The sequence below is a fragment of the Mesorhizobium sp. M0698 genome, from assembly GCF_040320455.1.
Taxonomy (GTDB): Bacteria; Pseudomonadota; Alphaproteobacteria; order Rhizobiales; family Rhizobiaceae; genus Mesorhizobium.
In genome coordinates this window covers 166,563-179,972 of the sequence record NZ_JAMYPQ010000008.1, presented here as the reverse complement: position 1 = coordinate 179,972, position 13,410 = coordinate 166,563, and the positions used below count along the sequence as shown (strand labels likewise).

General features: G+C 63.5%; 13 protein-coding genes. 8 read left to right on the top strand and 5 right to left on the bottom strand.

Annotation, left to right across the window (positions count from 1 at the left end; all coding sequences use genetic code 11):
* Nucleotides 1–3 precede the first annotated feature (3 nt).
* Together NKI16_RS18350 and NKI16_RS18345 are read left to right on the top strand one after the other, a co-directional pair.
* Entirely contained in the window at nucleotides 4–810 is an 807-nt protein-coding gene (locus tag NKI16_RS18350; protein ID WP_023677267.1) for an ABC transporter permease, read from the top strand.
* Nucleotides 811–899: 89 nt separating this feature from the next.
* The gene (locus NKI16_RS18345; RefSeq protein ID WP_031211945.1) at nucleotides 900–1,187 is read left to right on the top strand and encodes a DUF982 domain-containing protein; all 288 of its coding nucleotides are present in this window, start codon (nucleotides 900–902) and stop codon (nucleotides 1,185–1,187) included.
* 42 nt (nucleotides 1,188–1,229) lie between these two features.
* Here the strand turns inward: NKI16_RS18345 and NKI16_RS18340 are convergent, their stop codons facing one another.
* The 4 genes from NKI16_RS18340 to NKI16_RS18325 form a co-directional block, all read right to left on the bottom strand.
* On the bottom strand, nucleotides 1,230–1,538 hold the full coding sequence (locus NKI16_RS18340; protein ID WP_023677265.1) for a HigA family addiction module antitoxin: 309 nt from the start codon (nucleotides 1,536–1,538) through the stop codon (nucleotides 1,230–1,232).
* A 25-nt stretch (nucleotides 1,539–1,563) separates the two neighbouring features.
* Nucleotides 1,564–1,842: a type II toxin-antitoxin system RelE/ParE family toxin gene (locus tag NKI16_RS18335; protein WP_023677264.1), complete on the bottom strand. Its 279-nt coding sequence runs from the start codon at nucleotides 1,840–1,842 to the stop codon at nucleotides 1,564–1,566.
* 152 nt (nucleotides 1,843–1,994) lie between these two features.
* Nucleotides 1,995–3,059, bottom strand: a complete 1,065-nt coding sequence (locus NKI16_RS18330) for a glycosyltransferase family 2 protein (RefSeq protein ID WP_352621392.1) — start codon at nucleotides 3,057–3,059, stop codon at nucleotides 1,995–1,997.
* Nucleotides 3,060–3,523: 464 nt separating this feature from the next.
* Nucleotides 3,524–4,855 (bottom strand): dicarboxylate/amino acid:cation symporter, encoded by a 1,332-nt coding sequence (locus NKI16_RS18325; RefSeq protein ID WP_352621394.1) that lies wholly within the window; start codon nucleotides 4,853–4,855, stop codon nucleotides 3,524–3,526.
* Between the two features lie 238 nt (nucleotides 4,856–5,093).
* On the opposite strand from NKI16_RS18325, the gene NKI16_RS18320 reads away from it, so the two are divergent.
* Together NKI16_RS18320 and NKI16_RS18315 are read left to right on the top strand one after the other, a co-directional pair.
* On the top strand, nucleotides 5,094–6,953 hold the full coding sequence (locus NKI16_RS18320) for a sensor histidine kinase (RefSeq protein WP_352621396.1): 1,860 nt from the start codon (nucleotides 5,094–5,096) through the stop codon (nucleotides 6,951–6,953).
* A gap of 6 nt (nucleotides 6,954–6,959) precedes the next feature.
* Nucleotides 6,960–8,315, top strand: coding sequence for a sigma-54-dependent transcriptional regulator (locus NKI16_RS18315; RefSeq protein WP_352621398.1), 1,356 nt, complete (start codon nucleotides 6,960–6,962; stop codon nucleotides 8,313–8,315).
* 30 nt (nucleotides 8,316–8,345) lie between these two features.
* Here the strand turns inward: NKI16_RS18315 and NKI16_RS18310 are convergent, their stop codons facing one another.
* A complete protein-coding gene (locus NKI16_RS18310; RefSeq protein ID WP_352455424.1) occupies nucleotides 8,346–9,089 on the bottom strand; it encodes a 2OG-Fe(II) oxygenase in 744 nt (247 codons plus the stop codon).
* Nucleotides 9,090–9,249: 160 nt separating this feature from the next.
* Here NKI16_RS18310 and NKI16_RS18305 point away from each other — a divergent pair, with 160 nt between their 5' ends.
* The 4 genes from NKI16_RS18305 to NKI16_RS18290 all read left to right on the top strand — a co-directional run bounded on the left by NKI16_RS18305 (nucleotide 9,250) and on the right by NKI16_RS18290 (nucleotide 13,338).
* On the top strand, nucleotides 9,250–9,975 hold the full coding sequence (locus tag NKI16_RS18305) for a 3-keto-5-aminohexanoate cleavage protein (protein WP_023677257.1): 726 nt from the start codon (nucleotides 9,250–9,252) through the stop codon (nucleotides 9,973–9,975).
* A 268-nt stretch (nucleotides 9,976–10,243) separates the two neighbouring features.
* On the top strand, nucleotides 10,244–11,290 hold the full coding sequence (locus tag NKI16_RS18300; protein ID WP_198023564.1) for an acyltransferase family protein: 1,047 nt from the start codon (nucleotides 10,244–10,246) through the stop codon (nucleotides 11,288–11,290).
* A gap of 384 nt (nucleotides 11,291–11,674) precedes the next feature.
* A complete protein-coding gene (locus NKI16_RS18295) occupies nucleotides 11,675–12,178 on the top strand; it encodes an Lrp/AsnC family transcriptional regulator (protein WP_023677254.1) in 504 nt (167 codons plus the stop codon).
* The gene (locus NKI16_RS18290) at nucleotides 12,175–13,338 is read left to right on the top strand and encodes a saccharopine dehydrogenase family protein (protein WP_023677253.1); all 1,164 of its coding nucleotides are present in this window, start codon (nucleotides 12,175–12,177) and stop codon (nucleotides 13,336–13,338) included. Before NKI16_RS18295 ends, NKI16_RS18290 begins: the two co-directional genes overlap by 4 nt.
* The last annotated feature ends 72 nt before the right edge of the window (nucleotides 13,339–13,410 follow it).

Sequence of the window (13,410 nt, the reverse complement as noted above, 5' to 3'; positions counted from 1 at the left end):
GCGATGCCGACCTACCGCCCCGGTCCCGTCTCGCTGATCCTCGCCGCCCTGGTCGCGCTATTCCTGCTGTTGCCGCTGCTCGCCGTCATCCCGGTATCGCTGACGCCGAGCCGCATGCTGGCGATGCCGTCGGGCGACCTGTCGCTGCGCCATTACCAGGCGCTGATCGAGGATCCGCGCTGGATCAATTCGATCCTGCTCTCGATCAGGATCGGCATAGTCAGCAGCGCCTTTTCCACGGTGCTGGCACTGTGCTTCAGCCTCGGCGTCTGGATGTTCCAGCCGCGCTTCACCGCCGCTCTCGTCGGCTTCGTGCTGCTGCCAATGGTGGTGCCGCCGGTGGTCTCGGCAATCACGCTCTATTTCCTGCTGACCTCGATCTCGGGGTTCTCGTCGTTCTTCGGCTATGACACCTGGCTGGGTGTCGCCATGGCGCATGCGGTGATGACGGTGCCCTTCGCCACGGTGCTGATCCTGGTGTCGCTTAGCCAGCTCGACCGCCGCATCGACCTCGCAGCCCGCGGCCTCGGCGCGACCGTGTGGGAGCGCGCCACCCGCATCATCATGCCCAACATCAAGTTCGGCATCGTCACCGCAGCACTGCTGTCCTTCGTGCTGTCCTGGGAAGAGATCGGCGTCACCCTGTTCATCACCTCGGTCAACGCCATCACGCTGCCGCGGCTAATGTGGATGGGCCTGCGCGACAACATCGACCCGGCGATCGCAGCGCTCTCGGTGATCCTGATCGTCATCACCGTGCTGGTGCTTGTGGCGCGAAGCGTCGTGGTCAGGCTGCGCGCGGCGCGGTAGACGCCGCCTCACGCCGTGGTGACTGGCGCGAATGAAACCTTGGGCTACGATTTTCGTTATAGATGGTTCAACAGGTCGAAGGCCCCGCCATGAACCAAGGATGGTTTGCCAAGCCGGTTGCGGTTGCGGTCGGCATCGTGGGAGATATCCGCAACATTTCCAACGCACGGCAGGCTGTCGCGTTGCTGGAAGCCCACTGGCGTGACACCGGCAGCGCCAAACACGGGGTGGCACTGCGCACATGCCGCCGCGCCATGAGCGACGACCGCTGGACCGAAGCCGCCCGGAACGCATTCGTCGAGGCCGCGCGGGAGGCGCATGTCCTGGTCGAGCGCGCCGTCGAACCGGAGAACCGGTCCAGGCAGGCAGGACCGTGATCGATTTTTGAGAGCTCGGTGGTCCGGCGGATTTATTGCATCTCAGGCAGCATGCAACCTTGGAACGGCGCTGACGTCGACCTCGCGCTCCGCATGCCAGGCATCATAGGCAGCCTGCATCCTGAGCCAGATCGCGGCGCCGTCGCCGAACATCTTTCCAAGACGGGCAGCGACAGCCGGCGACACCGGCTTCTTTTCGCGGATGATGTCATAAAGCTGCTGGCGCGAGATTCCGAGCAGATTGGCGATTTCCACCTTGGTCTTTCCGGTTGCCGGGATAATGTCGTCGAGCAGCGCCCCAGGGTGGGATGGGCAGCGCTCCATCGGACGCATCGGCTCATACACGCTCATAATCGATTCTCCAATCTAAGCCGTCTCAATGGTACTGTTCGAAATCGACGCGGGCAGCATCATTGGCGTCGAATTCGAATGTGATGCACCACGGCCCGTTGACATGCACCGTGTAGCGGGTCGGGTTAAAGCCCTCCAAAGCGTGGAAGTCGAAGCCGGGCAGGTCCATGTCATCAGGCCTTTCCGAGACTTCCAAGCGGTCAAGACGGACAAGGATGCGCTTATGCATCTTGGCGTCGATCTTTCCGGTCTTTCCGGTTTGAAAGAGGTCCGCCAGCGCCTTGTGCTTGAACGACTTGATCATGCAACATGTAAGCATATTGCTGACGCGGGTCAAGCAGGTGTAAGCAAATGATTTACAGAATGGTCCAGCCAATCGGAGGCAATAGCTACGCCCGCTGGATGCTGAGCCGGGCCAGCCGAATACCTGGCGGACCTATGTCACGGCATTATCCGCTATCCCATGGCGTGGCGAATAGTCTTGGACAGGCGGCTCAAAAATGCCGGCCTCGACGATGCGTCGAGCTTCCACGACAGCACTGCCGTCGCCATTTTCCGCGGCAACAGCCCGACCGACAGGAACCAGGCGGCAAGGATGGCGCGCCGCCGCAAGGATGCGGTCATTTCGAGGCTGGCGACGGCGCCGGCCGCCCCGAGCGCCAGCCGGGAATCATCGGCCACGGGGTGTCGGCCGCTGTCGGCGCAGAGCGACGCCAGCCGCTCTTCCAGGTGGACCGGATCGTGGCGGACAGCATCCGACGGCACGATGGTCAGGCCGATCCCCGAGGCCTGGTCCGACAGCGCCTGCATGCGGCGGAAATCGTGGGTTACCCGCCAGCGTGCCCGCTCGGCGAGCTTTTCACCGAAGACTGAATGGTTGGCGCCGTGGATCCGGTAGGCGCCGAGGCATTCGTCGATCGATTGGACATGCCCGTACATCGGCGCCAGCGTTGCCAGATAGCCGTCGGCGCCCTGGCGGAATTCCGGCTCCGGTATCGGCATGATCGATTCGAGCGTTGCGCGGTCAAAGGCCAGCCCGCTGGTCACTGTCGTCTGATAGCGGCCCTTGTGCAGGAGTTTCGGCATGACGTCACCGCTGTCGAAAGGCAATTCGGGCGGCGGAAAGACATCCTTGATGCGTTGCCCCTCGTCGACGATATGCAGTCTGGACTGGACCTGGGCGGTTGCATCATCCCAGGTTTCGACAATGGTGGAGACGGCGGTTGGATAAAGGTAATCGTCGGCGTCGAGGAACAGGACGATCTTGCCCGAGCTCGCCGCAAAGCCGGTGTTGAACGCCGCCGCGTGTCCGCCATTTTGCGCCCGCGGGCATGCAAGGATCTCGTCGCGATAGGATTCCATGATTGTCGTGGAATTGTCCTGCGATGCATCGTCGACGACGATGACTTCGACATCCGCGTAGTCCTGCTCGAGGGCACTGTCGATGCTGCGTTTGAGGAAACGCGCGTAGTTGTAATTCGGGATGATGATGGATACCGGAATTCTCGGGACAGGCTGCATCGCGTTTGACCTCGCATCTTGCTTTGGTTCGGCAAAGGCCCTCATGGGCCTGCCCCCTCTTCAAGCGCCCTCTTGGCGCGCAACGAGTTCCCTGGGAGAAAGCCTGCGCTTTCCATCAGGAGACGGGTCACGTTTCGCTTTGCGACTTCGTATTGAGGCCGCCATTGCCTTCGAGGCTGCTGCCATGGTCAGGGTTGGCGGCAGCAAAAGCTCCGACGGTTCGGCCAAGGTGAGTCGCAACCGAGCCCGACGAAATGTCTCGCCTCGCGATCAGGTCGGGACCGAAGCGGACGGTGCCATGAAGGCATGGCGGATACTGGCCTTCAAATGCGGCTGGAACAAGCCCCGCGTCGAAAACAGGGTCACTTCAGGTTGCGTCTCAGGCGGCATACTGCGACCGCCGGCGCTTTTGCCCCGGAGCCGGCGAACCGCCTCCGGGCCTTATAGTCGTGTGGCCTAAACAGTCAGGCGGCCTGCAAACCCGGCTGCGACAGGTCGACTTCCTCCGGCAAGTCACCGGCCATAGCGGCGGCAAACTTCGTCTGGTCGAGTTCTCCCTCCCAGCGCGCCACCACCACTGTCGCCACCGCGTTGCCGATGAAGTTGGTCAGCGCTCGGCATTCCGACATGAAGCGGTCGACACCGAGGATCAGCGCCATGCCGGCGACCGGCACGGTGGGGACGACTGAAAGCGTTGCCGCCAGGGTGATGAAGCCGGCGCCGGTGATGCCGGCGGCACCCTTGGAGCTCAGCATGGCGACGGCGAGCAGCAGGATCTGGTCGCCATAGGTGAGCGGCGTGTCGGTCGCCTGCGCGATGAACAGCGCGGCAAGCGTCATATAGATGTTGGTGCCGTCGAGGTTGAAGGAATAGCCGGTCGGGATGACCAGGCCGACCACCGAGCGGTTGCAGCCGGCGCGCTCCATCTTGGCCATGAGGCCCGGCAATGCCGCTTCCGAGGACGAGGTGCCGAGCACCAGCAGCAGCTCTTCCTTGATGTAGCGGATCAGCGCCAGGATCGAGAAGCCGTTGTAGCGGGCAACCGCGCCGAGCACCACCAGCACGAACAGCAGCGCGGTCAGGTAGAATGTGCCGATCAGCATGGCGAGATTGGCGATCGAGCCGATGCCGTATTTGCCGATCGTGAAGGCCATGGCGCCAAACGCGCCGATCGGTGCGGCCTTCATCAGGATGGCGACGAGGCGGAAGATCGGCGTGGTCAGCGCCTGCAGGAAATCGACGACGGGACGGCCGCGATCGCCGACCAGTGCCAGGGCGACGCCGAACAGCACCGAGAAGAACAGCACCTGCAAAATGTCGCCCTGCGCGAAGGCGCCGGTGATGGTGTCAGGGATGATGTTCATCAGGAAGCCGACGATGGTTGTGTCGTGCGCCTTCTCGGCATAGGCCGTCACCTTGGTGGTATCGAGCGTGGCCGGATTGATGTGCATGCCGGCGCCGGGCTGGACGACATTGGAGACGACCAGGCCGACGACAAGCGCCAGCGTCGAGAACACCAGGAAATAGATCATCGCCTTGCCGGCGACGCGGCCGACCTTCTGCAGGTCGGAAACGCCGGCGATACCGGTCGCCACCGTCAGGAAGATCACCGGCGCGATCACCATCTTGACCAGCTTGATGAAGGCGTCGCCGAACGGCTTCATCGCCTCGCCGGTTTCGGGATAGAAATGGCCGAGCAGCACACCGGCGGCGATCGCCGCCAGCACCTGCACATAAAGATGCCGGTATAAGGGAAGTTTGCCGCGCGGCTCGGCGGCAGCGATTGCTGTCTGCATGACGTCCTCCATGGCGCCCCGATCGAAAGCTCGACTCCCCGGGGCAGTTGTTTTGAGACCAGCAGCCTCGCGACTGCTGAATTCGTGTCTGCAACAGCCGTGCCAGATACGCAGAAGAGTGCTTCAGCATTGATTTTATTGAGCATTCGCAAACGTCCGCACTGCCGGACGCATGGTCAAGTGCGACTCTCCGCATAGGTCGAATTGTGTTTTGTGCGAGTTCATGCACAAATGGGCGATGCTGCAACGCCCCGCCGGTGCCTTGTCTTCGACGCCCGAGCAACTCGCCAGGCGGGCGCGCCGAGCCTGGCTGCTGTTTGCGGCCGTCGCCCTGCTGATCGTCACCGCAGCGCTCTACGGCGCCGGCCTCTACGGCCGCACCGCCGAGGTCGAGACCCTGGCGGCGCAGGGGCGTACCGACGCCAATCTGAAGGTCGCGCTGCTGCGCGCCGTGCTCGAAAGCCCGCGTGCCCTGCCCCTGCTTTTGTCCGCAGACCAGCAAGTGCGTGACGCGCTGACGCAGAAAAATGCCGCGGCAATCGATGTGCTGAACCGCAAGCTCGAGGGGCTGGTCTCGGGCACCAAGGCGTCGGTACTCTATGTCATCGGCACCGATGGACTGGCGATCGCCTCCAGCAACTGGCGCGAGCCGATCAGCTTCGTCGGCAACGACTACCGTTTCCGCGATTATTTCTCCGGCGCGATGCAGGCCGGAACCGCCGAGTATTTTGCGCTCGGCAATGTCAGCAAGCGTCCCGGCCTCTACATTTCGCGGCGCGTCGGCGATGCCGCCGCACCGCTCGGCGTCGTCGTCGTCAAGATGGAGTTCGACCAGCTCGAAGCCGACTGGCGCGAGGCCAACCGCCCGGCCTATGTCAGCGACGAGAACGGCGTCGTGCTGATCACCAGCGTGCCGTCCTGGCGCTTCATGACAACCGCACCGCTGGCCGCACCCAAGCAAGCCGCGATCCGCGACAGCCAACAGTTCGGCGACGCGCCGCTTGTGCCGTTGCCGATCACGCACCCGCGGGCGCTCAGCCCGGATGTGTCGATCGTCCACGCGGTGACGCCCGGCGGCAGCGACGCGGAGTATCTCAGCCTTTCCACGACGGTTCCTTCGACCCCCTGGCGGCTCGACTATCTTGTCCCGGTCGAAGCGCCGATCGCCGCTGCCGTCCGCGAAATGCGGCTTCTTGCGCTCGGCGTCGTCGTCCCGCTGCTCGGCCTTGCCGCGTATCTGTTGTGGCGCCGGCAGTCGGCGCAGATGCAGATTGCCGCCGAACAGGCGGCCCGCACCGAACTCGAACGCCGCGTCGTCGAACGGACCGAGGATTTGAGCCGCGCCCGCGACCGGTTGCAGGCCGAGATAACAGGCCACCGCAGCACGGAAGCCAAGCTCCAAATCGTGCAGCAGGATCTGGTCCAGGCCAACCGCCTCGCCATCCTCGGCCAGGTCGCGGCCGGTGTCGCCCATGAGATCAACCAGCCGGTCGCCACCATACGCGCCTATGCCGACAATGCCCGCACCTTCCTCGACCGCAAGCAGACCGGGCCGGCCGAGGAAAACCTCGGCGCTATCGCAGCCCTTACCGAACGCATCGGCTCAATCACCGAGGAGTTGAAGGCATTTGCCCGCAAGGGCCGCACCGCCGCCGAGCCTGTCGAATTACGTGGTGTTATCGAAGGCGCCGTCATGCTGTTGAGAAGCCGCTTTGCCGGCCGGCTCGACGCATTGGCCATCGACCTGCCGCCGCCGAGCCTCAAGGTCATGGGCAATCGGGTGCGGCTCGAACAGGTGCTGATCAACCTCTTCCAGAACGCGCTCGAAGCACTCGACGGCCGCGACGACGCTCATGTGCAGGTGTCGGTCGAGGAGACCGCGGACGGCGTGACGGTCGGCGTGTCCGATAACGGACCGGGCATTCCACCCGCGATCCTCAAATCGCTGTTCACGCCGTTCAACACCTCCAAGGAAAAAGGCCTTGGCCTTGGCCTCGTCATCTCGAAGGACATTGTCGCCGATTATGGCGGCCGCATCGAAGTTTCGAGCGACGACAGCGGCACCCGCTTCACCATTCATCTCCAGACAGCAGCGTAAGCCATCATGACGAACGACAATGCCGCGCCGGTGATCCTGATCGACGACGACCGCGATCTCCTCAAGGCCACCACGCAGACGCTGGAGCTTGCCGGCTTCTCGGTCTCCGCCTTTGCGGTGGCGGCCGAGGCGCTGGCCGGGCTCGACGCCGGTTTTACCGGCGTCGTGGTGTCGGATATCCGCATGCCTCAGATCGACGGCTTGCAGCTTTTCAATCGCATCCTGCGGCTGGATGCCGACATTCCCGTCATCCTCGTCACCGGCCACGGCGACATCGCCATGGCCGTCAAGGCGATCAAGGACGGCGCCTACGACTTCATCACAAAGCCCTTCGCCGCCGACCGGCTGGTACAGAGCGTGCGCCGCGCAGCGGAAAAGCGCCGCCTGGTGATGGAGAACCGCGCCTTGCGCGAGGCGGCCGGAGAGGCGCAGGACGGCCTGCCGCTGATCGGCCAGACACCGGCGATGGACAGGCTGCGCCGCACGCTACGCCAGATCGCCGACACCGACGTCGACGTGCTGGTGACCGGCGAGACCGGCTCCGGCAAGGAGGTGGTGGCAAGCCTTCTGCATCGCTGGAGCCGCCGCGCCAAGGGCAATTTCGTCGCGCTGAATTGCGGCACGCTGCCGGAGACCGTCATCGAAAGCGAATTGTTCGGCCATGAGGCCGGCGCCTTCACCGGCGCGCAGAAGAAACGGATCGGCCGCATCGAGCATGCCAGCGGCGGCACGCTGTTCCTCGACGAGATCGAAAGCATGCCGGTCTCGACACAGGTGCAGATGCTGCGCGTGCTGGAGATGCGCGAGGTCACCCCGCTCGGCACCAACGAGGTACGGCCGGTCGACCTGCGCGTCGTCGCCGCCGCCAAGGTCGACCTCGGTGATCCGCGCCAGCGCGGCGCCTTCCGCGAGGACCTCTACTACCGGCTCAACGTGGTGACGATCTCGATCCCGCCGCTGCGCGAGCGCCGCGACGATGTCGCCCTGCTGTTCTTCTATTTCGTCGACCGCGCCGCCGCCCGTTTCCACCGTCCGGTGCCAAATGTTCCGGCCGCGGTACATCGCCATCTGAGCGACCATGATTGGCCGGGCAATGTGCGCGAACTGGCGCATTTCGCCGAGCGGTTCGTGCTTGGATTGGAGGAAGGCGCCGAAGCACAACCCCCTGCCCCGACCCAATCGGACACCGCCATGAAGCTGCCGGAGCGGCTGGAGCTCTATGAGGCCGACATCATCCGCGAGACGCTTGGCCGCAACGACGGCGACGTCAGGCGCACGATCGAAGCGCTGGGAATTCCGCGCAAGACTTTCTACGACAAGCTCCAGCGTCACGGCATCGTGCGCAGCGATTTTTCCCGGTAGTCGCCGCCGGGCCTCGACCGGGCGGCTCGGTTACTTGGCGTCGTGGAAGATGATGCCGACGGTGTGGCGCATGCCGGAGCGAAGCCGGCTGACGCCGTGCCTGAGATTGACCCGGTAATTGCCCTTGCTGCCCTGGACCGGTCGATTGTGGACCGCGAAGGCGACCGCATCGCCCTGGCGCAGCGGCACCACCTCGGCGCGGCTCTGCATGCGCGGACGCTGCTCGGTCAGCACGAACTCGCCGCCGGTGAAATCCTTGCCTGGTTCCGACAACAGGATCGCCACCTGCAGCGGGAAGGCAAGATCGCCGTAGAGATCCTGGTGCAGGCAGTTGAAGTCGCCGGGAACATATTGCAGCAGGAGCGGCGTCGGCCGCGTCTGGCCCTGCTCGTGGCATTGCCTGAGGAACGCGGCGTGTTCGTCGGGATAGCGCTGCGCGATACCCATGCGCTCGTTCCAGTCGTTGGCGACCGCAGCCAGGCGCGGATAGAGCGCGGTGCGCAAGCCGCCGATCAAGTCGGGCAAGGGATAGCGGAAATAGCGGTACTCGCCCTTGCCGAAGCCGTGCCGCGCCATGTGGACATGGCTGCGGAAATGGCTCTCGTCCGAATAAAGTTCGGCAATCTGCCGGCACTCCTGCGGCGTCAGCAGCTTTTCCATCACCGCGCAGCCATAGCCGCTCAGCTCATCGGCCAGCGTCCGCCAATCATATCCGGCAACGCGCAGCTCCGCCGATTTCACCGCCGCTTTCGCGCCTATCGAATGGATGGTCATGGCTTCGCCTCCTGTGGCTTCTGGTCATTGAGATGGGTGAAACGGCGCGCGCGGACCACCCGTTTCTTGCCGGGTGAGCCTCGCGGGATGGGACACCATCCAATTTCCCATTTCGTTGTTGTGCGCTAAACTTGTTCCACTTCAACGGGCCGCCACCCCCATGATCGTCCAGACCTGCATCAATGGCGCGCGCAGCGCCGATTATCATCCGCAACTGCCGCTGACGGCGGAGGCCATGGCGCGTGACGGCGCGGCCTGCATCGCCGCCGGCGCCGCCGAACTGCATGTTCATGCCCGCGGGCTGGACGGTCGCGAAAGCCTGGCTCCGGCGGCGATGGACCGGACGGTGCTGGCGCTCCGCCGCGCCTGCCCGGGGACGCTGATTGGCGTGTCGACGGGTGCCTGGATCGAGAACGACGACCAGCGGACGCTGGCCGCGATCGCCGCCTGGAGCGAGCTGCCCGACTATGCCTCGGTCAATCTCAGCGAGAATGCAGCGCCCGCCGTCATGGAAAGCCTGCGACGGCGCGGTATTGGCATCGAGGCCGGCCTCGCCTCGGTCGCCGATGCCCAGCGCCTGGTCCGCCTCGACCACAGCAGCCAGGTGCTGCGCATCCTGATCGAAATCTCCGAGCAGGAGCCGGACGCGGCGCTGGAGGTCTGCGACGGCATCGCCGCGGTGCTCGACGGCGCCGGGATGCGCCGGGCGATCCTACTGCACGGCGCCGACGCCACGGTCTGGCCTTTCGTGCACCGGGCGGCGGAGCGCAACTGGTCGACGCGCGTCGGACTGGAAGACGGCAAGGAGCTTCCTGATGGAACGGTGGCATCCGGTAACGCCGCGCTGACAGCGGCAGCCGTCGCGATCTTCGAGACCAGCCGGTAACGCGAGGAAAGCGTTGATGACGGCCATTCTCCTCTTCACAGGGGAGATGCCAAGTTTTGGCAAGGAGGGCAGCACGAGGGGCCTGCCCGTTGACGCTCCGGACCAAACCCGAAAAGCCCCGGCCGAAGTCAGGCGGATCTAGAGTGCAGCCGCACGATAATGTCAGTAAATCTTATATAAAACTTTATGTATTAATTAAACCGGCGATTAATCAGCACATCAACGATCCCGTATGTTAATGTTCTCCTGCTTCGGGGACCATTTTTTAATGAACATCATTCCAGAGAATGATCACGCTGCGCCGCGTCGGGTTCAACAGTATACATCGATACAGGTCTTGCGCGGGCTGGCAGCTCTCATGGTTGTTGTCTATCATCTTCCGGCCGCACTGGGCATGCTCGATCTGCGTATTCCCATTCTAAACAGTGGCGTCGACCTGTTTTTCGTCATCAGCGGTTTTGTCATGGTTCTCTCGACGGAGAACAGACGTCGTGACCACCGTGCTTTTTTGATGCAGCGGTTCACGCGCGTCGTTCCGTTCTATTGGGTTATGACCTTCCTCATGGTCGCCGCACTTTGGTTGTTTGCCGGTCGTGCAGTGTCTCTTGAGCAGACCACCAATAGCCTGCTTTTCATACCCTATCTCGATACGGTCACAGGCTATGTCCAACCGGTGCTTGGCGTGGGTTGGACGCTCAATCTGGAAATCCTGTTTTACATTCTGTTCGCGGCGACTATGGGTTTTGGCAGGTTGACGCAAATGGCCGCGGTCGGCGTTGTCTTTGCAATCGCCGTTGCTGCACGCATCATCTTCAAACCCGCCGCCGACACTGTGCTGTTTTTCTACACCACGCCAATCCTGTTTGAGTTCCTTGCCGGCATGGCTCTCGGCCACCTGGTCGGCAGGCTGGCGCGCTTGCCTGTCGTCTTGGGTGCCTCGGCAATCGTGTTCGCCATCATGTCCGTGCTGGTGATGGTACTTGGCTTCGACTTGCCGCGAACCCTTGCTCAGGGAATCCCGGCGTTGATCCTTGTCGCGGCTTGCATCAGCCTGGAAAGCTACTTCCGGCTTTTTGCTCCTCGCGTGCTGGCAATATTGGGCGATGCTTCCTACTCTCTCTATCTGACGCATCCTATCGTGCTGCTTGCGACCGCTCCTGTCGTTGCAAGCGCCAATCTGTCACCATGGCTTGCAGGCGTGGTTATTGTCACCGCCTGCATTGCCGTCTGCCTGGCCAGCTACAGTTTTATTGAAAAGCCGCTTTTGGCCATATCGCGGATGAGCCGTTCCGCCCATCAGGTGAAGGCGCAATGAGTTGCTGCTGCGCCCCCACCAACTTGGTCGGCGTGCTATGGAGGTGCGTTGCACCTCTTGCGCACCCTCGAACACAGCGCGTCCCGAACGGCGCTGTCCCGCCAGCCTCAAACCGGCGGCGCTGAACCTCCAAAGGTGTCCTGAACACAAAAAAACCGCCTCGGCGGGCGGGTCGTCGGTGTGAATCAGCACCATACCCAAATTAGTAGCATAGCTGCCGGCACAAAGCAAGAACAAAATGTGGCGACATCGACGAAACTGCCGATAGGCACAGCGGCACGGCGGATGACATGGCTCTTGCCGTTATTAAAAATCTCTCATAAGGTATTTTCATATCAGAAAGAAAATACGATAGTTTCTTTCCTTTTATGAAAGCCTGAGCGTTTGCGGGAACATCTGGATCAGACCGACCGGCGACTGGTCAAGCTGCTGTCGCAAGATGCGCAGCTTGGCGTCAACCGCCTCGCCGAGAAGATGGCGATCTCGGTGCCGACGGTGCGCATGCGGCTGCGCAACCTGCTCGACCGCAACCTGCTCAAGATCGTCGGGCTGCTCAACCTGACCGAACGCCCCGAGCTGATCTCGGCGATCGTCGGCATCAATGCGCAGGGACGCGGCCGCGCCCGGGAACTGGCGCAGCGCATCTCCGAACTGCCTTTCGTGAACTCGGCCGCCGTCGTCACCGGGCGCTTCGACATCATCGTCGACGTAACCGTGGCCGGCGATGTCGCCGATCTCTACCGCGTCACCAGCGAGCTGATCCCCGGCGCCGGTGAGCCGGGCGAAGTCGTGCGCAGCGAGACCTTCGTCGTCATGGCGTCCTGCAACAAATGGGTCAGCCTGCCGGAAGGCTGCTGGTCGGACGAGACGCGGAAGGAAATGGCATGAAGATCGCGGTTCTCGGCGGCCTCGGCCTGCAAGGCCGGGCGGCGATCGCCGATCTCGTTGCCAGCGACGGCGTCGAGCAAGTGGTCTGCCTCGACACCGCAACCGACGGCGCTGCGCGGCTTGGCGGCCTGACCGACCTTGCCCGGGTGCGTTTCGTCGTGCCGGAGGGCGCGATCGGCCCAGCATTGGCCGATGTGATGAAGGACGTCGACGCGGTCATCGACCTGTTGCCGCAACCGCTGATGCGCGAGGCGGTGCAGGCGGCGATCGCGACGCGCACGCCGCTGGTCACCACCAATTACGGCAAGGCCATCGCCGACCTCGCGCCGGAGGCCGAAAAGGCCGGCGTTTCGATCGTGACCGAATGCGGGCTCGACCCCGGCATCGACCTTGTGCTCTACGCACGCGCCGCAGGCCAGTTCGACACCATCACCGCGATCGATTCCTATTGCGGCGGCATTCCCGAGCCTAACGCGGTGGTCGAGCCGCTGCGCTACAAGGTGAGCTGGAATTTCGACATGGTTCTGGCCAGCCAGAATCGCGACAGCGTGCTGGTCGAGGACGGCAAGCGGGTCGATGTGCCGGCCGCCCGCCAGCACGACAATCGTTTCATCCACGAGATCGAGGTGGCGGGGCTGGGCAGGCTGGAAGCCTTCCCCAATGGCGACGCGCCGCATTATGCCGGCATGCTCGCCGCCGCCAAGGAGCTGCAGCGCTCCGGCCGCTATTCGCTGCGCTGGCCCGGCTGGTCGGCGTTCTGGGCGCCGCTGAAGCAGCTCGGCTTCCTGTCCGAGGACAAAGTGCCCGGCACCGGCGTTAGCCCACGCGAATTCCTCGGCCGGCTGCTTGGCCCGCAACTGCAATATGGCGCGGACGAAAAGGACCTTTGCGTGATGCGCAACGTCTTTGTCGGCAGCGAAGGCGGCCGCCGCAAGACGGTGACCTCGGAGCTGGTCATCGAACGCGACCTCGCCTCCGGCCTGTTCGGCATGAGCCTTGGCGTCGGCTATCCCGCCAGTATCGTGGCGCAGATGCTGGCACGGCGTGAGATCGCCACGCCCGGCCTGCTCAACCCGCTGCTGCATGTGCCGGATGGCCGCTTCCTCGATGAGCTCGCCAGGCGCGCCATCAATGTCGCCGAAACGGTGAGCTGGGATTGAAGATTTTCGAACGGTGGTTGCCGCCGGCAACGGCGCTGCCGCTCAAAAAGCACCTCGATGGGGTGAAGCAAA